This window comes from Pseudoduganella sp. S-14, from assembly GCF_049913285.1.
GTDB lineage: Bacteria > Pseudomonadota > Gammaproteobacteria > Burkholderiales > Burkholderiaceae_D > Rugamonas.
The window spans coordinates 200266-219439 of record NZ_CP183991.1 but is presented as its reverse complement, the minus strand read 5'-3'; the positions used below and the strand labels follow the sequence as shown (position 1 = coordinate 219439).

The 19174-nt window shown below is 60.6% G+C and carries 13 protein-coding genes; 7 read left to right on the top strand and 6 right to left on the bottom strand.

The window, feature by feature from the left end; all coding sequences use genetic code 11:
- Positions 1-8 precede the first annotated feature (8 nt).
- Together ACN9MZ_RS00965 and ACN9MZ_RS00960 are read right to left on the bottom strand one after the other, a co-directional pair.
- A complete protein-coding gene (locus ACN9MZ_RS00965; RefSeq protein ID WP_426340480.1) occupies positions 9-1193 on the bottom strand; it encodes an isovaleryl-CoA dehydrogenase in 1185 nt (394 codons plus the stop codon).
- Positions 1194-1264: 71 nt separating this feature from the next.
- Positions 1265-1669 (bottom strand): MerR family transcriptional regulator, encoded by a 405-nt coding sequence (locus ACN9MZ_RS00960; RefSeq protein WP_426340479.1) that lies wholly within the window; start codon positions 1667-1669, stop codon positions 1265-1267.
- 48 nt (positions 1670-1717) lie between these two features.
- Here ACN9MZ_RS00960 and ACN9MZ_RS00955 point away from each other — a divergent pair, with 48 nt between their 5' ends.
- Positions 1718-2782, top strand: a complete 1065-nt coding sequence (locus ACN9MZ_RS00955) for an MBL fold metallo-hydrolase (RefSeq protein ID WP_426340478.1) — start codon at positions 1718-1720, stop codon at positions 2780-2782.
- A gap of 269 nt (positions 2783-3051) precedes the next feature.
- A complete protein-coding gene (locus ACN9MZ_RS00950; protein ID WP_426166669.1) occupies positions 3052-3462 on the top strand; it encodes a hypothetical protein in 411 nt (136 codons plus the stop codon).
- A gap of 209 nt (positions 3463-3671) precedes the next feature.
- On the opposite strand, the gene ACN9MZ_RS00945 is transcribed toward ACN9MZ_RS00950, so the two are convergent.
- The 4 genes from ACN9MZ_RS00945 to ACN9MZ_RS00930 all read right to left on the bottom strand — a co-directional run bounded on the left by ACN9MZ_RS00945 (position 3672) and on the right by ACN9MZ_RS00930 (position 8385).
- Entirely contained in the window at positions 3672-4268 is a 597-nt protein-coding gene (locus ACN9MZ_RS00945) for a UbiX family flavin prenyltransferase (RefSeq protein WP_426340477.1), read from the bottom strand.
- Positions 4261-4578, bottom strand: a complete 318-nt coding sequence (grxD, locus tag ACN9MZ_RS00940) for a Grx4 family monothiol glutaredoxin (RefSeq protein WP_057265627.1) — start codon at positions 4576-4578, stop codon at positions 4261-4263. Before grxD ends, ACN9MZ_RS00945 begins: the two co-directional genes overlap by 8 nt.
- A 118-nt stretch (positions 4579-4696) precedes the next feature.
- On the bottom strand, positions 4697-5701 hold the full coding sequence (locus tag ACN9MZ_RS00935) for an IS110 family transposase (protein WP_426338545.1): 1005 nt from the start codon (positions 5699-5701) through the stop codon (positions 4697-4699).
- A gap of 335 nt (positions 5702-6036) precedes the next feature.
- On the bottom strand, positions 6037-8385 hold the full coding sequence (locus ACN9MZ_RS00930) for a Tex family protein (protein WP_426340476.1): 2349 nt from the start codon (positions 8383-8385) through the stop codon (positions 6037-6039).
- A gap of 191 nt (positions 8386-8576) precedes the next feature.
- Between ACN9MZ_RS00930 and ACN9MZ_RS00925 the strand changes: the two genes are divergently transcribed.
- The 5 genes from ACN9MZ_RS00925 (at position 8577) to ACN9MZ_RS00905 (ending at position 19171) form a co-directional block, all read left to right on the top strand.
- Positions 8577-11687 (top strand): DEAD/DEAH box helicase, encoded by a 3111-nt coding sequence (locus ACN9MZ_RS00925; RefSeq protein ID WP_426340475.1) that lies wholly within the window; start codon positions 8577-8579, stop codon positions 11685-11687.
- A 4-nt stretch (positions 11688-11691) separates the two neighbouring features.
- Positions 11692-12723 carry a PAS domain-containing sensor histidine kinase gene (locus ACN9MZ_RS00920; RefSeq protein WP_426340474.1) on the top strand — a complete coding sequence of 344 codons (1032 nt, stop codon included), beginning with the start codon at positions 11692-11694 and terminating at the stop codon, positions 12721-12723.
- 87 nt (positions 12724-12810) lie between these two features.
- Positions 12811-13491, top strand: a complete 681-nt coding sequence (locus ACN9MZ_RS00915) for a response regulator transcription factor (RefSeq protein ID WP_055939590.1) — start codon at positions 12811-12813, stop codon at positions 13489-13491.
- A gap of 64 nt (positions 13492-13555) precedes the next feature.
- Positions 13556-14278 carry a transposase gene (locus ACN9MZ_RS00910; protein WP_426340473.1) on the top strand — a complete coding sequence of 241 codons (723 nt, stop codon included), beginning with the start codon at positions 13556-13558 and terminating at the stop codon, positions 14276-14278.
- A gap of 171 nt (positions 14279-14449) precedes the next feature.
- On the top strand, positions 14450-19171 hold the full coding sequence (locus ACN9MZ_RS00905; protein ID WP_426340472.1) for a glutamate synthase-related protein: 4722 nt from the start codon (positions 14450-14452) through the stop codon (positions 19169-19171).
- The last annotated feature ends 3 nt before the right edge of the window (positions 19172-19174 follow it).

The following is a 19174-nucleotide window of genomic DNA, read 5'->3' as shown; positions in this document are numbered from 1 at the left end:
GGCGTTGCTTACTTGGTCTCGGCGAACAGTTCGCGGCCGATCAGCATGCGGCGGATCTCGCTGGTGCCGGCGCCGATTTCGTACAGCTTGGCGTCGCGCCACAGGCGGCCGACCGGGTATTCGTTGATGTAGCCATTGCCGCCCAGGGTCTGGATTGCTTCGCCAGCCATCCAGGTTGCTTTCTCTGCCGAGTACAGGATGGCGCCGGCGGCATCCTTGCGCAGTGCGCGCACCTGCTCAGGCGAGGAGGCGCGGTCGCAAGCCTGGCCCACGGCGTAGACGTAGGCGCGGCAAGCCATCATGGTGGAGTACATGTCCGCCAGCTTGCCCTGCATCAGCTGGAACTCGCCGATCGGCTGGCCGAACTGCTTGCGGTCGTGGACGTAAGGGACCACGGCGTCCATACAGGCCGACATGATGCCCAGCGGGCCGCCGGACAGCACGGTGCGCTCGAAGTCCAGGCCGGACATCAGCACATTGACGCCCTTGCCCAGGCCGCCCAGCACGTTCTCGGCCGGCACTTCGCAGTCTTCAAATACCAGCTCGCCGGTGTGGGAGCCGCGCATGCCCAGCTTGTCCAGCTTCTGGGCGATGGAGAAGCCCTTGAAGCCCTTCTCGATCAGGAAGGCGGTCATGCCGCGCGGGCCGGCTTCGATGTCATTCTTGGCGTACACCACCAGGGTGTCGGCGTCCGGGCCGTTGGTGATCCACATCTTGGTGCCATTCAGCACCCAGCGGTCGCCCTTGAAGTCGGCGCGCAGCTTCATCGACACCACGTCGGAACCGGCGTTCGGCTCGGACATGGCCAGCGCACCCACGTGCTCGCCGGAGATCAGCTTCGGCAAGTATTTCTTCTTCTGTTCTTCGGTGCCGTTGCGCTTGATCTGGTTGACGCACAGGTTGGAGTGCGCGCCGTAGGACAGGCCGACGGAGGCGGAAGCGCGCGAAATCTCTTCCATCGCGATGATGTGGGCCAGGTAGCCCATGTTGGCGCCGCCGTATTCTTCGCCGACGGTAATGCCCAGCAGGCCCAGTTCACCCATCTTGCGCCACAGGTCCATCGGGAACTGGTCGGTACGGTCGATTTCAGCGGCGCGCGGGGCGATTTCGGCGGCGGCAAACTGCTGTACCGCTTCGCGCAGGGCGGCGATGTCTTCGCCGTGATCAAAGGTCAGGCCTGGCAGATGGAGCATGTCTTCCTCTATTGGTGTTGGGTATTGAAGCGCAAATGATACGCCTGAGTGACGTTAACGTAAACGTCAACTCAGCCGGCCGTAGTTTGCTTTTCGGCAAGTGCAGCCAGCAGGCGCTTGCACTCTTCCTCGTGGGTGGCAATCTCTTGCAGGGACATCTCGATGTCTTCGCGCTGTTGTTCCAGTGTCTCGCGGTGCTGCGACAGCACGCCCAGGAAGCGGTTCATCTGGGCTTCGGTGTCCTTGGGCGACTCGTACATATCCACCAGGCTCTTGATTTCGCTCAGCGACAGGCCGATGCGCTTGCCGCGCAGGGTCAGCTTGAGGCGGGTGCGGTCGCGTGGCGTGTAGACGCGGTTGCGGCCGCCGGCGCCCTCGCGCGACGGACTCAACAGGCCCTGGTCCTCATAGAAGCGGATGGCGCGCGGGGTGATGTCGAACTCGCGGGCCAGTTCGGTGATGGTGTAGGTCGGCATGGCTTACAATGGATCTTCCGTTTACGTAACGTCAATCTATTGTACGCCATGAACCCGCTCGAATCCCAGCTTGACTATCCATTTGGCGACACCCTGCCGGCCAGCGGCGTGGTGCTCGAAGTCGCGCCTGGCGTGGCGTGGATGCGGCTGCCGTTGCCGTTCGCGCTCGACCACATCAACCTGTGGCTGTTGCGCGAAGCCGGCGGCTGGAGCGTGGTGGACTGCGGCGTGGCGCTGGATGCCAGCAAGGAAGCCTGGAATGCCGTGCTGGCCGGGCCGCTGGCTGGCCAGCCGCTGCAGCGCGTAGTGGTCACTCACTGCCATCCTGACCACGTCGGGCTGGCAGATTGGCTGTGCCAACGCTTTGGTGTGGCGCTATGGATGACAGCAAGCGAATATGCCTTCGCGCGCATGATGTCGGCCGGCCTGCCTGGCGTTGACGGTCCTTCGGCCGTCCCCCATTTTGAACGACATGGGCTGGTTGACCCGGAAATGCTGGAGAAAATGCGTTCCCGGAAGAGTTACTACCCCTCGCTGGTGCCGTCGGTGCCGGCCTCCTACGTACGCCTGCAGGACGGCCAGGTCATCGCGGCTGGCGACGCCACCTGGCGCGTCATTACCGGTTTCGGCCATTCTCCGGAGCACGCCGCCCTGTACTGCGAACAGCTCAATGTGCTGATTTCCGGCGATATGGTCTTACCGCGCATCTCAACCAATATGTCGGTCTTCGCGGTAGAACCGGAAGCCAACCCCTTGCAGCAATATCTCGATTCCCTCGAACGTTTCGCCTGCTTGCCCGAAGACGTGCTGGTGCTGCCATCGCATGGCCGGCCCTTCCGCGGCCTGCATACCCGCGTCCAACAGTTGCGCGATCACCACGAGGCGCGCCTGGCCGAAGTGCTGGCCGCCTGTGCGGAGCAGCCGCGCTCCGCGGCGGAGATAGTACCAATCATGTTCCGCCGCCCGCTGGATGCCCACCAGCTCAGCTTCGCGTTGGGCGAGGCGCTGGCCCACCTTCACAAGCTGTGGCGGGATGGTATCGTGCGCCGTGATACCGGAAATAACGGCACCATGAAATTCATAAAGGCGCATAAAGTTACCGTCGGTCATTAATACCAGCCGACCGGTCGACAACCAAGACAGTCCCTAGGTTTGTAGTCGCCAAGCAACTTTAGTTCTAAAGTTGCAACCGATCATTTGTCGTCCTGACAAGTAGATTCTGCTGCCTTTTATCGATTTTACCGAAAGAAATTCGGGGTGGCAGAGCGGGAAATCGTCCAGTCTGTAGCGCCAATTGTTAATTGTTGTTAACTACAATTGTCACAATTGGTCTGATGATTCTAGAGACTGACATTCATGTTGTGACATGAAATAGTGCAACTATGAATTCTTCGAACGAACGTGAAAGCTTTAGCCAGCGACTCCAGCAGGCTTTGAAAAATGCCCACTACTCTCCGGACAGCCCAACCCGGCTGGCGAGAGAGTTCAACATCAGGTTTGAGGGCAGACCGATTACGGTCCACGCCGCCCGAAAATGGCTGGTTGGAGAGGCAATTCCGACCCAGGAAAAGCTGCGCATGATTGCGCAGTGGCTGGGTGTTCCTGCTGAATGGCTGCGCTTTGGCGGTGCCGAAATCGAGCACCATAATGGAGATTCGAACGGTAGCAACCTGAACCGTTTCGAGTCGGCTGACGTCAAATTGATCGCTGATTTGCAACGGCTGGACGACCATCACAAGCAAATTGCGCGCGAATTTATTCGCATGCTGGTGCGGGTCAACTACCAAAAGTAACAAAACGACACCATTTGTCCTGCGCAAAACAGGGCAAATTGCTTTCAAAAGCACGTCCGTGTTTCACTTAGCGCGCCGGCTCCCGGCGCGCCCCGCCCAAGTGTCAAAATGATGTTTTTGATACTGCCAACATGGTGTCCTGCCATGTCACAAACGACCAGACCACCTTGTAACAGACTTGATACATTGGCCCGCAAAGGCGCATGTTTTCAAGGGTTCATGCCATTCCAGCGAGGGGCCAGATTGTGACATATGCCGAATAGGTCGATCACGCGGGCCACGGTGTGGTCCACCATTTCATCGATGGATTTCGGCTGGTGGTAAAAACTTGGCAATGGCGGAAAGATAACGCCGCCCATTTCGGTGACGGCGGTCATATTGCGCAGATGCGCAAGATTGAAAGGCGTTTCGCGCACCATCAGTATCAGGCGGCGGCGCTCCTTCAGCATCACATCGGCAGCACGGGCGATCAAGTTATCCGACAGGCCATGCGCGACGGAAGCCAGGGTTTTCATCGAACAGGGAGCGATCACCATGCCGTCGGCCTGGAAAGAGCCGCTGGCGATGGAAGCGCCGATATTGTTCTGCTTATGGACGACATGGGCCAGCGCTTCGACTTCCTTGCGCTGCAAGCCAGTTTCCTGATGGAGGGTGAGGACCGCGGCGTCGGAGATGACCAGGTGGGTCTCGACGGGACGGCCATCCGGCCCGGCCGCTTGTTTCAAATGCTGCAGCAACCGTACGCCATACACGGCGCCGGTGGCGCCGGTGATGGCAATGACCAGCCGCTGCGGGCGATCAGCCATTATTGTCCAGCAGGGCCTTCAGTTCGCCGGATTCATACATCTCGGACATGATGTCGGAACCGCCGATGAACTCACCGCGCACATACAGCTGCGGAATGGTTGGCCAGTTCGAGTATTCCTTGATGCCCTGGCGCACTTCCGGATCATCCAGTACGTTCACGGTGGCGATGTTTTCAACGCCGCAGGCTTTCAGGATCTGGATGGCACGGCCGGAGAAGCCGCACTGTGGGAACTGGGCGGTGCCCTTCATGAACAGCACGACAGGGGTGTTGGTCACGGTTTCTTTGATCCAGGTTTGTACGTCGCTCATTGCATTCTCACTGCTAAGGATTGGAATCCGACCATTTTACCGCGAAACGGCGCCTTACCTGATGACGCAGGTCATGTCCTGGCGCCATCCAGCCGCAATTCAGCGTCACAATTCGGGGTCAGATACCGTCTTGGACGGCAAGCCTTTTTTCCATGTATTTCGGGTCAAAGGGCTTGCCTGACTTAACTACCCCGTAAATCAAGTGCACTAACTTGCGCATAATTGCGCCGGCGACGGCCATTTTGGAGAGGCCGTTGGCCTCTAAACGTTGGCCAAACTGCTTCAGGATAGGGTTGTGACGTTTTGCAACGAGGCTTGGCAGGAATAAAGCTGCTCGCAGGTGTTTGTTCCCCATACGAGTCATCATTGTCCGGCCTCGTATTGAGGTTCCGGATTGTCGTTGCCTGGGTGTGACCCCGATGAACGCTGCAAGCGCCTTCGCATTTCCGAAGCGCCGAACATCCCCCACGTGGCCTAAGACCTTTACCGCTGTCGTACGGCCTAGCCCGGGAATGCTTTCAATGAGCTCTGCATCCTGTTTAAGCCCTGGATGGCGGTCAATGTGATCGTCGATATCCCGTGCTATTTGCGCAATTTGCGCATCCAGCCATTTGATATGAGCCTGGACATGAGGGATAACATCCTGTTGTTTGGCTGTTTCATGCGCTTCTAAACGATTCAACTCCTGCTGGCGCATATCTTGAAGTGCAGTCAGCCTGTTGCCCCAGGCCCGTAACTGGCGCTGTTCACGTGATGGCGCATCCCAAGATGGCGGCGCCATCGCTGCACAGTAGCGAGCAATTAATCCAGCATCAACTTGGTCGTTCTTGTTGCGGATATTCTCGCTGCTGCCAAAACTTTTGATGCAGTTCGGATTGACCAAGCTGACTTTAATCCCTTTGTCAAACCAATACAGGGCGATAGGTTCGCTATAGACGCCTGTCGACTCAAGGCAAATATGGGTTTCCAGCAGAGAAATCTTCTGCTTGTTCAGCCAGACTTCCAGCTCTGCGAATCCTTCTTGGGAGTTCGGAACTGCTTTCGCCTTGACTTTGCCATCAACTAGCAAGGCTACATCCAACTTACGCTTGCTGACATCAATCCCTACGACCGGCGTATTCATCTCGTCCACCTTTCTCGTATGCAGGCTTACCCAAGGGGCGACCTAAGATACCGTCCGGCGTCCAGATGAACAAGTGGGCAAGGTCACCTATCTGACCCACAAGCTCAATGGCTTCCACTCTGTTCGGTGAGACCTTGCCCCGCCGCCTTCAGAATCCTAATATCTTCTTCCAAAGGTGCAGATTCAATATACGAGGTCTGTCATTCGGACAGACAGCGCTACCCTTTGATCAATATCAATACGCGAAAGGTAGCGAAATCGCGTATTGAGCAAGATCAAATGATTGCGTTAGCTGTCCAAAAGACAGACCTGACCCCGACTTTTGCGACTTTTGTTTAGCTGCGCAGCTTGGCGAAGGCGGCGGCCATCGAGCTTTGCTGGGCTGGCTCGCGCGATTGCTGCTTTTGCTGCTGGCCCATGGCGCGGCGGTCGTTGCGGTCGCTACGCTGCTCTGGGCGGGAGCCGGCGACGGGCGCGCTGTCGGACAGGCGCATGGTCAGGGCGATGCGCTTGCGCTTCACGTCCACCTCCAGCACCTTGACCTTCACCACCTGGCCGGCTTTCACCACCGTGTGGGGGTCTTTGACGAAGGTGTTCGACAGGGCGGAAATGTGAACCAGGCCGTCCTGGTGCACACCGATATCGACGAAGGCGCCGAAGGCGGCCACGTTGGTCACCACGCCTTCCAGGATCATGTCCGGACGCAGGTCGCTGATTTCTTCCACGCCTTCCTTGAAAGTGGCGGTGGTGAATTCAGGGCGCGGGTCGCGGCCCGGCTTTTCCAGCTCCTTGATGATGTCGGTCACGGTCGGCACGCCGAACTTGTCGTCGGCGTATTTGGCCGGGGACAGTGCTTTCAGCAACTTGCTTTCGCCGATCACGCCGCGCACGTCTTTCTGGATGTCGGCCAGGATCTTCTCGACCACCGGGTATGACTCAGGGTGCACCGCCGACGCGTCCAGCGGGTTCTCGCCGCCCATCACGCGCAGGAAGCCGGCTGCCTGCTCGAAGGTCTTGTCGCCCAGGCGCGGCACGTTCTTTAGCGCTGCACGGGAGGCGAAAGCGCCCTTCATGTCGCGGTAGCTGACGATGCTCTGCGCTACGCTGGCGGACAGGCCGGAAACGCGTGCCAGCAGCGGCGCCGAGGCGGTGTTTACGTCGACGCCCACGGCATTCACGCAGTCCTCTACAACTGCGTCCAGCGATCGCGCCAATTGGCTCTGCGATACGTCGTGCTGGTACTGGCCCACGCCGATCGATTTCGGGTCGATCTTCACCAGCTCGGCCAACGGGTCTTGCAGGCGGCGTGCGATCGAGACGGCGCCGCGCAGCGATACGTCCAGCTCCGGCAGTTCGCGCGAGGCGTATTCGGAGGCCGAGTACACCGATGCGCCGGCTTCGGAGACCACGATCTTGGTCAGCTTCAGTTCAGGACATTGCTTGATCAGGTCTTGCGCCAGCTTGTCGGTTTCGCGCGAGGCGGTGCCGTTGCCAATCGAGACCAATTGCACGCCGTGCTTGGCGGCCAGCTGCGACAGGGCGTGCAGCGAGCCGTGCCAGTCGTTGTGCGGCTGATGTGGATAAATGGTGGCAGTATCCACAACCTTGCCGGTGGCGTCGACCACGGCGACTTTTACCCCGGTGCGCAGGCCTGGGTCCAGGCCCATGGTGGCGCGTGGGCCGGCCGGCGCTGCCAGCAATAAAGCTTTCAAATTGGTAGCAAAAACGTTGATGGCGTCCAGTTCGGCCTTTTCGCGCAGGGCGCCCATCAGTTCGGTTTCCAGGTGCATGAAGGATTTCACGCGCCAGGTCCAGCGCACGGTGTCGGCCAGCCATTTGTCGGCCGGGCGGCCGGCTTGCCTGATGCCGAAACGGGCCGAAATGCGGCTTTCGCAGGGGTTATGCGGCGCGTCCCACTTCGGTTTTTCCTCTTCCGAATCCAGGCGCAGGGTGACGTCCAGCATGCCTTCCCGGCGTCCGCGCAACAGTGCCAGGGCGCGGTGCGACGGTACGGCGGCCAGCGGCTCGGAATAATCGAAGTAATCGGCGAACTTTTCGCCCTCTTCTTGCTTTCCCTCAACAACTTTCGATTCAACTACGCCATGCTCTTGGACATATTCGCGCAGCGATTGCAGCAGCGTGGCGTCTTCCGCGAAGCGTTCCATCAGGATCTGGCGGGCGCCATCCAGGGCGGCCTTGGCGTCGGCGACACCGGGGTTCTTGCCGTCGGTGGTCTCGAAGGCTTCGCGCAGGTAGCCGGCGGCCTGTTCCTCAGGATTCAGGGTCGGGTCGGCCAGCAGGGCGTCGGCCAGCGGGGCCAGGCCGGCTTCGATGGCGATCTGGGCCTTGGTGCGGCGTTTTTGCTTGTAGGGGAGGTAAAGGTCTTCCAGCCGGGTCTTGTCCTCTGCGTGCATGACCGCATCTAGCAGCTCCGGCGTCATCTTGCCTTGCTCGGTAATCGAGTTGACGATCGCTTCACGGCGTTCTTCCAGCTCGCGCAGGTAGCGCAGGCGCTCTTCGAGATTGCGCAGCTGGGTGTCGTCCAGGCCGCCGGTCGCTTCCTTGCGGTAGCGGGCGATAAACGGGACGGTGGCGCCTTCGTCCAGCAGGGCGATGGCGGCGGCGACCTGGGCCGGCTTGGCGGCCAGTTCGAGGGCAAGGCGTTGTTCGATAGAAGGCAGCATGACGGTATTCCAAACTGTGAAGGCCGAAATCATACAACACGGCCCGCGAATCGATTATTATTAATTAGTCAATGTTGTCCGTCTAACTTGTAGTTGCACTAAGTTAGGATTTTCACAAACACGAAAACGTGGAAGGCGGATAATATTGCATGTTGCTGTTTTTGAACCGCTGATTTAAAAGAATGCGCCCAATGGATATTACCCGCGACGAAGCCCGCGAAACTCCAGTCGCACCGGCTCCCGCACCAGCTGCTCCGCCCAACCAGCTTCCCTATGCTGTGGCGACCTGGTTGCAGAGGGTGGATGCAGCCGCGCATCCCAAGCCAAAACTGGCCCCGGTCGAAATCGACCCAAAACAGACCAACTACAAACTGATTTATGTGCTGGCGCCGACCAGCGGCGGGCGCCATGTCGCGCTCTGCCTGTACAAGGCGCGCCTGAAACCGAACGGGGACGTGGCTGCGGCCACCCCGGTCAGCGAAGTGTTTTCCCTGCTCTCCGCTCCGCCGGCTTTCCTGGCGCCGGGCGATGAAGACCTGGTCCGCTTCTTCGTGGCCATGCGCAGCGGGCCCAATTCCCAGACCGGCAGCGCGACCGAGCCGCGCGGCAAGATCGGCGCGGCCCTGCTGCAAATGTTGTCCGAGCAGGACAAGCTGCTGTGGGCGAACTCCTGGTCCGACGTCGGCAACGGCCTGGTGTATCCGATGAAGGCCGGCGACAAGCGCAATGCCAGCCTGGCCTGGCGCGAGGAAGGCAAGGGCCTGCGCCTTGGCTGGCAGGTCGACGTGCAGGAAGGGGCCCGGCACCATGGCGCCGACCAGATCGACTACATGCTGCCGACCGAACCGCCGTGGTATATCGACAACCTGTCGACCGGCGTGCTGCAACTGAACCAGGGTGGCACCACCATTCCGCTGGCTGACCTGCAGGCCTTGGTGGCGCAGGCGCCGCTGCTGATGCCGAACGATAAGATGCGGGTATCGCAGCTGTTGCTGGCGCACGGATTGCAGCAATTGATGCCGTTGCCACAGCCGCTGCCCCAGCGCGTGCGTACCGACGTCAAGCCGCGACCTATCCTGGTGCTCGATTCGGCGCAACTGGCCGACGGCACCCTGCAGCGCTGGAACGACTATGCCGTGCTGTCCTATGACTACGATGGCGAACGCGTTTCCTTCGACCCGTCGCAGCGCGTGGTGCGCCAGCGCGGCGAAGTGACCGAAATCATCCAGCGTGACGAGGCTGCCGAGGCGGCCGCGCTGGAAACCCTGACCCAGCTGGGCTTCAAGAAACCGACCGCACTGCCGCTGTCCAGCGTGCGCGGCGGCCTGTTGCTGGCCAACCAGGCCGACTGGATCCGCTTCGCCGAGACCGGCATCGATGAATTGCTGGCTGCCGGCTGGCGCGTCGAGAAATCGCCGAAGTACCGCTACGACATGGTGGCGGTCGACGACTGGTACGCCGAGGTTGAGGAAGAAACCACCGAGAATGGCAATGCCTGGTTCGACCTGGAACTCGGCATCACCGTCAACGGCGAACGTGTGCCGCTGCTGCCGGTGCTGGTGCAGATGATCCGCAATTTCCCGAACGACTTCGGCCCGAAAGCGCTGGCCGTGCATGGCGATTCGGACCAGATGCTGGCTGCGCTGCCGGACGGCACACGCGTGGCCCTGCCATGGAATCGCTTGCGCCCGATCCTGGCGACGATCGGCGAACTCTACTTCAGCGAAAAGATCCGCCATTCGGTGCGCATGTCTTCGCTGGACGCGGCACGCCTGGACGAGCTGGCGCGCAATGTCGACTTCCAGTGGACCGGCGGCGAAGAGTTGCGTGAAATGGGCCGCAAGCTCAACCAGTTCTCCTCGGTCAAGCGCGTGCCGACCCCAGCCGGCCTGCAAGCGACCCTGCGCGATTACCAGACCGATGGCTTGAGCTGGATGCAGTTCCTGCGCGAATACAATTTCGGCGGCATCCTGGCCGACGATATGGGCCTGGGCAAGACGGTGCAGACCATCGCCCATATTTTGGTGGAGAAGGAGGCTGGACGCCTGGATCATCCGGCCCTGGTCATCGCGCCAACTAGCCTGATGAACAACTGGCAGGATGAAACCGCCCGCTTTGCGCCTGGCCTGAAAGTGCTGCTGTTGCAGGGCAAGGACCGCGCCGAGCTGTTCGACGAAATCCCGAAAGTCGACCTGGTGCTGACTACCTACGCCCTGCTGCCGCGCGACGAAGAAAAGCTGCGCGAGCATGATTTCCACCTGGTGATCCTGGACGAATCACACTACATCAAGAACACCCGATCCAAGGCCGCCCAGAGCGCGGGCCTGCTGCGTGCGCGCCACCGCCTGTGCCTGTCGGGCACGCCGCTGGAAAACCATCTGGGCGAGCTGTGGTCGCAATTCCACTTCCTGCTGCCGGGCCTGCTTGGTGACGAGAAGACCTTCAACAGCCATTTCCGTCACCCGATCGAGCGCCAGGACGACCCGCAGCGCCGCCAGTTGCTGAATCGCCGCATCAAGCCTTTCCTGCTGCGCCGTACCAAGGACGGCGTGGCCAAGGAACTGCCGCCGAAGACCGAGATGGTGCGCAAGGTCGAGCTCAGCGGTGCGCAGCGCGACCTGTACGAAACCGTGCGCCTGGCCATGGACCAGAAAGTGCGCGAGGAGATCGATCGCAAGGGCGTGGCGCGCTCGCAGATCGTGATCCTGGAAGCGCTGCTCAAGCTGCGCCAGGTCTGCTGCGACCCGCGCCTGGTGAAGTCCACCAAGAAAGCAGCCACCGCCGGTTCGGCCAAGCTGATCGACCTGATGCAGATGGTGGAAGACCTGCTGGAAGAGAAGCGCAAGATCCTGGTATTCTCGCAATTCACCTCGATGCTGGAACTGATCGAGGAAGAGCTGGAAGCGCGCGATATCCCATACGCCCTCCTGACCGGCGAAACGCGCGACCGCGGCGCCCAAGTGGCGGCCTTCCAGCAAGGCGCGGTGCCGATCTTCCTGATTTCTCTGAAGGCCGGCGGCGTGGGACTGAACCTGACTGCAGCCGACACCGTGATCCACTATGATCCATGGTGGAATCCTGCCGCCGAAAACCAGGCCACCGACCGCGCCTGGCGTATCGGCCAGGACAAGCCGGTGTTCGTGTATAAGCTGATTGCCAAGGGCACGCTGGAAGAAAAGATCCAGCTGCTGCAGCAGAAGAAGTCGGACCTGGCGCAATCCGTGCTGGCCGAAGGCGAATCGCAGAAGATGGCCTTGACCCAGGAAGACTTGCAACAGATCTTCGCCCCGCTACAGGATTGATCCCATGCTGAGTGCTGAACACTATCGCCAGATCCTCGACCACAGCAGCGACGTACACTGGATGCTGGACTGCGATAGTGGTCAGCTGCTGTACGTCAGCCCTTCTGCGGAAAAGCTGTTTGGCTACATGCCGGACCGCGCTCAGCAGGTTGCGGCCGACTTGATGGGCGAACTGCCGGAACGGCTGGAAGCCTACACCTCCGGCGATACCACACGCCGCCATACCGTGCGCGATGCGGAAATGACGGGCCGCGATGGCGTGAAGATCCCGGTCGAAATCGAATCGACCCTGGTGCCCGACGTCGAAAGCGGCGTGTTGCGCCTGGTCGGCACGGTGCGCGATATCCGTGATCGCATCGAGCGTGAGAAGCAGCAAAAGAAATTCGCGTCGATGGTGTCGCATGAATTCCGCACGCCGCTCTCCACCATCGACGGTGCGATCCAGCGCCTGGAAATGACTTCGGCCAATGCTGATGAAAACACCAAGAAGCGCTACCGCAAGATACAGACGTCGGTTGACCGCCTGTTAGAGTTGATCAACGAATACCTGAGCCCTGAGCGCATGGCCAGCATTGGCCGCAAGCGCCAGGCCGACGAAATCTCGCCGGAAGCCTTGCTGGAAACGGCGGCCGAAGCCGCGCGCCAGCGTCGCGGCGACATCACGGTACGTGCAGAAGGCTTGCCGCAATGGATGCGTTGCGATCCGCAGGGCATGCGTTTGTGTCTCGACATACTTTTAGATAACGCCCTCAAGTACACTAATGACAACGTTGCGATAGAATTGCAGGGTAGGAAAGCCAGCGAAGGCGGGGTTGAACTCCTCGTCATCGACCACGGCGCTCCCGTTCCGGATGATGAGCTAGGCAAACTCTTCGACAAGGGTTACCGAGGCAAGGCTGCCGCAGGGCATGCCGGTTCCGGCCTCGGCCTGTATATGGCCAGGAATGTTGTTGAGGTCCACGGCGGCACACTGTCTGTGGAAAATTTGCCTGAAAGCGGCAAGAAATTTCGGATTTGGCTCCCGGTCGCTGCTTAAGGCTTGCGCAGCCCGTGACCAACCGTGATAATTCTTCGACGCAAGCCCTAAACCCCGGCTCGCGACTGAATGGAAAATGGCGCATCAATGACGCAAATACTCATCGTGGAAGACAACCTGGAATACGCCGAAGAGATGGCGGATTTCCTGGCTGAACTTGGCCATGTAGTTCACACCACCAATAACGCCCAGGAAATGTGGTCCGCCCTCAGCCAGGGCACCGTGGGCGTTGTCGTGCTCGACCTGGGCTTGCCGGATGAGGATGGCTTCAATGTCATCCCGCGCATGCGCCAGCTGTACCCGCAGATCGGCCTGCTCGTGCTGACCGGCCGCGTGGCTTTCGACTCCCGCATCATGGGACTGCGCCTGGGCGCCGACCATTACCTGACCAAGCCGATCAAGTTCCCGGAACTGGCCGCCCATATCGAGGCGCTGGACCGCCGCGTCGGCCCGCAGGAAGCGATTCCTGTGCCGAGCAAGTGGACCTTGAAGGTCTCGGCCCGCCAGCTCGAACTGCAGGGCCAGGCTATTACCCTGACCGAGAAAGAGTGCAATTTCCTGCACTTGTTGACGATCAACACCCGTCCGGTGCCGCGCCAGGTGATCGTGGCCGGCATTGGCGGCGACGATCCGGATGCCGGCCGCCGCGTCGACATGCTGGTGTATCGTTTACGCAAAAAGGCACGCAGCGGCCTGGGCCAGGATTTGCCCCTGCGTTCGGCCTATGGCGAGGGTTATAGCCTGTCCGCCAGCTTCAATTTGTCTTAATAGGGACAGAGTCGAGCGAATTGGGTAGAATCGGGGTTTCCCGATCCTACCCTTTTTGCTTTATATGGCCCGATTGCCTCGCCTCGTCGTTCCCAACCAGCCTCATTACATCATCCAGCGCGGCCTGAATGGCCAGGAAGTATTCGTGGATGCTGAAGATTTCAGCAGTTTCATCGCGTGGATGCGCGCCGCCGCCCGCCAATACAAGGTGGCGGTGCATGCCTACACCCTTTTGCCGGGCGAATTGCATCTGCTAGCGTCCCCTTCCGACGAAGAAGGTCTGGGCAGCATGATGCAATGGGTCGGGCGGCACTATGTCCCTTATTTCAATCAGAAGTACTCTCGCGCCGGGACTTTGTGGCAGGGCCGCTATAAAACCTCGGTCATCGAGGCCGAGCGCTATTTCCTTTCTTGCTCTAAATATATCGAATTCGCTGCTGTGCGGGCGCGCCTGGCCGAGGGGCCGGAGCATTACCAGTGGTCGAGCTATCCGCACCATGCCGGCATTCGCCAGGATGGGGCGGTGAGCGATCATCCGATCTACTGGGCTCTGGGCAATACGCCGTTCCAGCGCGAGGCCGCCTATATAGAGCTGACGGCGCAGGGCCTGGCGGGGGTGGACCAGCGCGCAATCGAGGGTGCTGCGCTGAAGGGCTGGCCTTTGGGGAGCGACAAATGGAAGGCAGAGCTGGAGCGGCGCATGAAACGGCAGGTATTGCCGGCCAAGCGCGGGCGGCCAGCGAAAACCGGTAAACCGATGCCTGACCCACAGGGTCAGACACCTTAAGACGCGGCAGACACCGGTTCACCCGGGTTTGGCTGCCACTCTGTCCCTAATTTAATTTTCAAGCGACTGCCGCTGATTTAATTCGACTCCGACCCTATTTGTTTTTCTTGCGCGATTTTGTGCACTGCATTACTCTGGATTTTCGTGACCAAAAATTCAGCGGAGAATCGCATGCAAGCGCAAGGTTTGTACAACCCAGCCAACGAACATGACGCCTGTGGCGTCGGTTTCGTCGCCCACATCAAAGGCAACAAGAGCCACTCGATCGTCGAACAGGGTCTGCTGATCCTGAAGAACCTGGACCACAGGGGCGCGGTCGGAGCGGACAAGCTGATGGGCGACGGCGCCGGCATCCTGATCCAGATTCCGGACCAGTTCTACCGCGACGAAATGGCCAAGCAGGGTGTCGAACTGCCGCCGCCAGGCGAATACGGCGTCGGCATGGTGTTCCTGCCGAAGGAAAACGCTTCCCGCATCGCTTGCGAACAGGAAATTGAACGCGCTGTGCGTATCGAAGGTCAGGTCGTGCTGGGCTGGCGTAACGTGCCGATCGACTCGGAAATGCCGATGTCGCCGCGCGTGCGCGAAAAGGAACCGGTCATCCGCCAGATCTTCATCGGCCGCGGCCAGGACGTGATGGTGACCGACGCGCTCGAGCGCAAGCTGTACGTGATCCGCAAATCGTCCGGCCACGCGATCCAGGCGCTGAAACTGATCCACGGCAAGGAATTCTTCGTACCGTCCATGTCGGCTCGTACCGTCGTGTACAAAGGCCTGCTGCTGGCCGACCAGGTGGGCGTGTACTACAAGGACTTGCAGGATCCGCGCTGCATCTCCGCGCTGGCGCTGGTGCACCAGCGTTTCTCGACCAATACCTTCCCTGAATGGCCGCTGGCCCACCCATACCGCCTGATTGCGCACAACGGCGAGATCAACACCGTGAAGGGTAACTTCAACTGGATGCGCGCCCGCGAAGGCGTGATGAAGTCCGCCGTGCTGGGCGACGACCTGCAGAAGCTGTTCCCGCTGATCTACGAAGGCCAGTCCGACACCGCCTGCTTCGACAACGCGCTGGAACTGCTGCTGATGGCTGGCTACCCGCTGGCGCAGGCGATGATGATGATGATTCCGGAAGCGTGGGAAAACCACACGCTGATGGACGACAACCGCAAGGCCTTCTACGAATATTACGCATCGATGATGGAACCATGGGACGGCCCGGCCGCCATGGCCTTCACCGACGGCCGCTACATCGGCGGCACCCTGGACCGCAATGGCCTGCGTCCTGCCCGCTACATCGTGACCGACGACGACCTGGTGGTGATGGCGTCCGAATCGGGCGTGCTGCCAATCCCGGAATCGAAGATCATCCAGAAATGGCGCCTGCAGCCGGGCAAGATGTTCCTGATCGACCTGGAAGCCGGCCGGATCATCGACGACAAGGAACTGAAAGATACCTACGCCAACGCCAAGCCATACAAGGCATGGATCAACGCCGTGCGCATCAAGCTGGGCGAGCTGAAAATGAGCGAGAGCCAGACCGCGGCCAATGTGGCCAAGTACGGTCCGGCCGGCGGCGAAAAGCAGGCCGCCTCGCTGCTGGACCGTCAGCAGGTGTTCGGCTATACCCAGGAAGACATGCGCTTCATCCTGGCGCCAATGGCGATCAATGGCGAAGAAGCTGTCGGCTCGATGGGTAACGACTCCCCGCTGGCCGTCACGTCCAACAAGCTGAAGCCGCTGTACAACTACTTCAAGCAGCTGTTCGCGCAAGTGACCAACCCGCCGATCGACCCGATCCGCGAGGCGATGGTGATGTCGCTGGTGTCCTTCATCGGCCCGAAACCGAACCTGCTCGATACCAACAACGTCAACCCGCCAATGCGCCTTGAAGTGTCGCAGCCAGTACTGGGCTTCGACGACATCGCGCGCCTGCGCACCATCAGCCAGCACACCGGCGGCAAATTCAAGTCCTATGAGCTGAGCATCTGCTATCCGCTGGCCTGGGGCAAGGAAGGCGTGGAAGCGTCGCTGGCATCGCTGTGCGCAGAAGCTGTGGACGCGGTGAAGTCCGGCCACAACATCCTGATCATTTCCGACCGCTCCGTCGGCCCTGACCGAGTGGCGATCCCAGCCCTGCTGGCCACCTCCACCATCCACCTGCACCTGGTGAGCAAAGGCCTGCGTGCCTCCACCGGCCTGGTGGTGGAAACCGGCTCGGCCCGCGAAACCCACCACTTCGCCCTGCTGGCCGGCTACGGCGCAGAAGCGGTTCACCCTTACCTGGCGATGGAATCGCTGGCTGAACTGGCCCACTCGCTGCCGGGCGACCTGACACCGGAAACCGCCATCTACAACTACACCAAGGCTGTCGGCAAAGGCTTGATGAAGGTGATGTCGAAGATGGGCATCTCCACCTACATGTCCTACTGCGGAGCGCAGATCTTCGAAGCCGTTGGCCTGAACCGCCAGCTGGTCGACAAGTACTTCCGCGGCACCCAGTCGAACGTGGAAGGCATTGGCCTGTTCGAGGTGGCCGAGGAAGGCCTGCGCCTGCACAAACTGGCCTTCGGCAACGACCCGGTGCTGGCTGACGCGCTGGACGCCGGCGGCGAATACGCCTACCGCGTGCGCGGCGAAGACCACCTGTGGACGCCGGACGCCATCGCCAAACTGCAGCACTCGACCCGCTCGAACAACTACTCGACCTATAAAGAGTACGCGCAACTGATCAACGACCAGACCAAGCGCCACCTGACCCTGCGTGGCCTGTTCGAATTCAAGATCGACCCGGCCAAGGCGATTCCGCTGGACGAAGTGGAACCGGCCAAGGAAATTGTTAAGCGCTTCGCCACCGGCGCCATGTCGCTCGGTTCGATCTCGACCGAAGCCCACGCCACCCTGGCCATCGCCATGAACCGCATCGGCGGCAAGTCCAACACCGGTGAAGGCGGCGAAGATCCACGCCGTTACAGCAATGAGCTGAAAGGCATCCCGATCAAGGTCGGTGCGACGCTGGCTTCCGAGCTGGGCAAGGACCAGGTTGAAGCGGATATCCCGCTGCAGGAAGGCGACTCGCTGCGTTCGCGCATCAAGCAGGTGGCATCTGGCCGCTTCGGCGTGACCGCGGAGTACCTGAACTCCGCAGACCAGATCCAGATCAAGATGGCGCAGGGCGCCAAGCCGGGCGAAGGCGGTCAACTGCCGGGCCACAAGGTGTCCGAATACATTGCGCAGCTGCGCTTCTCGGTACCGGGCGTGGGCCTGATCTCGCCGCCGCCGCACCACGACATCTACTCGATCGAGGATTTGGCGCAGCTGATCCACGACCTGAAGAACGCCAACCCACGCGCTTCGATCTCGGTCAAGCTGGTGTCGGAAGTCGGTATCGGCACCGTGGCAGCCGGCGTGTCGAAAGCCAAGGCTGACCACATCGTGGTGGCTGGCCATGACGGCGGCACCGGCGCATCGCCGCTGTCCTCCGTTAAGCATGCCGGTACGCCATGGGAGCTGGGCCTGTCCGAAACCCAGCAGACGCTGGTGCTGAACGGCCTGCGCAGCCGCGTGCGCGTCCAGGCCGACGGCCAGATGCGTACCGGCCGCGACGTGGTGATCGCTGCCCTGCTGGGCGCCGACGAAGTCGGTTTCGCCACCGCGCCGCTGGTGGTGGAAGGCTGCATCATGATGCGCAAGTGCCACCTGAACACCTGCCCGGTCGGCGTTGCGACGCAAGATCCGGAACTGCGCAAGAAGTTCCAGGGCAAGCCTGAGCACGTGGTGAACTACTTCTTCTTCGTCGCCGAGGAAGCGCGCCAGCTGATGGCGCAACTGGGCATCCGCACCTTCGAAGAACTGATTGGCCGCGCCGACTTGCTGGACAAGTCGAAAGCCATCACCCACTGGAAGGCGCAGGGTCTTGACTTCAGCAACGTGTTCTACCAGCCGAAGGTGGACGACGGCATGTCGATTTATCACAGCGAAGAACAGGACCACGGCCTGGACAAGGCGCTGGACCTGAAGCTGATCGCACAAGCCAAGCCAGCACTGGAAAAAGGCGAGCGCGTGTCCTTCATCTCGCCGGTGAAAAACGTCAACCGCACCGTCGGCACCATGCTGTCGGGCGAAGTGGCCCTGAAATACGGCCACGCCGGCCTGCCGGACGACACCATCCACATCCAGCTGCAAGGCACCGCAGGCCAGTCGGCTGCGGCCTTCCTGGCAGCGGGCATCACCATCGACCTGGTGGGTGAAGGCAACGATTACGTGGGCAAGGGCCTGTCGGGCGGCCGCATTATCGTGCGTCCGAATACCGAGTTCCGTGGCTGGGCTGTGAACAACATTATTGTTGGCAACACCGTCATGTACGGCGCCGTTGCCGGGGAAGCCTTCATCAACGGCGTAGCCGGCGAGCGTTTCGCCGTTCGTAACTCCGGCGCCACCGCGATTGTGGAAGGCCTGGGCGACCACGGTTGCGAATACATGACCGGCGGTACCGTGGTCGTGCTGGGCGCCACCGGCCGCAACTTCGCCGCGGGCATGTCGGGCGGTATCGCCTACGTGTACGACCCGGACGGCGAGTTCCATAGCAAGTGTAATATGTCGATGGTGAGCCTGGAAGAAGTGAAGGCGGCAGCCGACCAGCTGGTCGACAAAGCCACCTGGCACAGCCAGCATCGCAATGGCGAACCGGAGGCCGATGAAACCATCCTCAAACGCTTGATTGAGCGCCACTTCAAACACACCGGCAGCACGCGCGCGCGCCTGTTGCTCGACAACTGGAATGAGAGCCGTTCCAAGTTCGTCAAAGTGTTCCCGAGCGAGTACAAACGCGCCCTGGTAGAAATGGCAGACAACGCCGCGATCGAAGCGGAAACTCAAGCAATCGCAGCGTAAGAG

Excerpts from the sequence above, each read along its gene's own strand:
- ACN9MZ_RS00965 (WP_426340480.1), bottom strand. The coding sequence starts at position 1,193 with ATGCTCCATCTGCCAGGCCTGACCTTTGATCACGGCGAAGACATCGCC.
- ACN9MZ_RS00960 (WP_426340479.1), bottom strand. The coding sequence starts at position 1,669 with ATGCCGACCTACACCATCACCGAACTGGCCCGCGAGTTCGACATCACC.
- ACN9MZ_RS00955 (WP_426340478.1), top strand. The coding sequence starts at position 1,718 with ATGAACCCGCTCGAATCCCAGCTTGACTATCCATTTGGCGACACCCTG.
- ACN9MZ_RS00950 (WP_426166669.1), top strand. The coding sequence starts at position 3,052 with ATGAATTCTTCGAACGAACGTGAAAGCTTTAGCCAGCGACTCCAGCAG.
- ACN9MZ_RS00945 (WP_426340477.1), bottom strand. The coding sequence starts at position 4,268 with ATGGCTGATCGCCCGCAGCGGCTGGTCATTGCCATCACCGGCGCCACC.
- grxD (WP_057265627.1), bottom strand. The coding sequence starts at position 4,578 with ATGAGCGACGTACAAACCTGGATCAAAGAAACCGTGACCAACACCCCT.
- ACN9MZ_RS00935 (WP_426338545.1), bottom strand. The coding sequence starts at position 5,701 with ATGAATACGCCGGTCGTAGGGATTGATGTCAGCAAGCGTAAGTTGGAT.
- ACN9MZ_RS00930 (WP_426340476.1), bottom strand. The coding sequence starts at position 8,385 with ATGCTGCCTTCTATCGAACAACGCCTTGCCCTCGAACTGGCCGCCAAG.
- ACN9MZ_RS00925 (WP_426340475.1), top strand. The coding sequence starts at position 8,577 with ATGGATATTACCCGCGACGAAGCCCGCGAAACTCCAGTCGCACCGGCT.
- ACN9MZ_RS00920 (WP_426340474.1), top strand. The coding sequence starts at position 11,692 with ATGCTGAGTGCTGAACACTATCGCCAGATCCTCGACCACAGCAGCGAC.
- ACN9MZ_RS00915 (WP_055939590.1), top strand. The coding sequence starts at position 12,811 with ATGACGCAAATACTCATCGTGGAAGACAACCTGGAATACGCCGAAGAG.
- ACN9MZ_RS00910 (WP_426340473.1), top strand. The coding sequence starts at position 13,556 with ATGGCCCGATTGCCTCGCCTCGTCGTTCCCAACCAGCCTCATTACATC.
- ACN9MZ_RS00905 (WP_426340472.1), top strand. The coding sequence starts at position 14,450 with ATGCAAGCGCAAGGTTTGTACAACCCAGCCAACGAACATGACGCCTGT.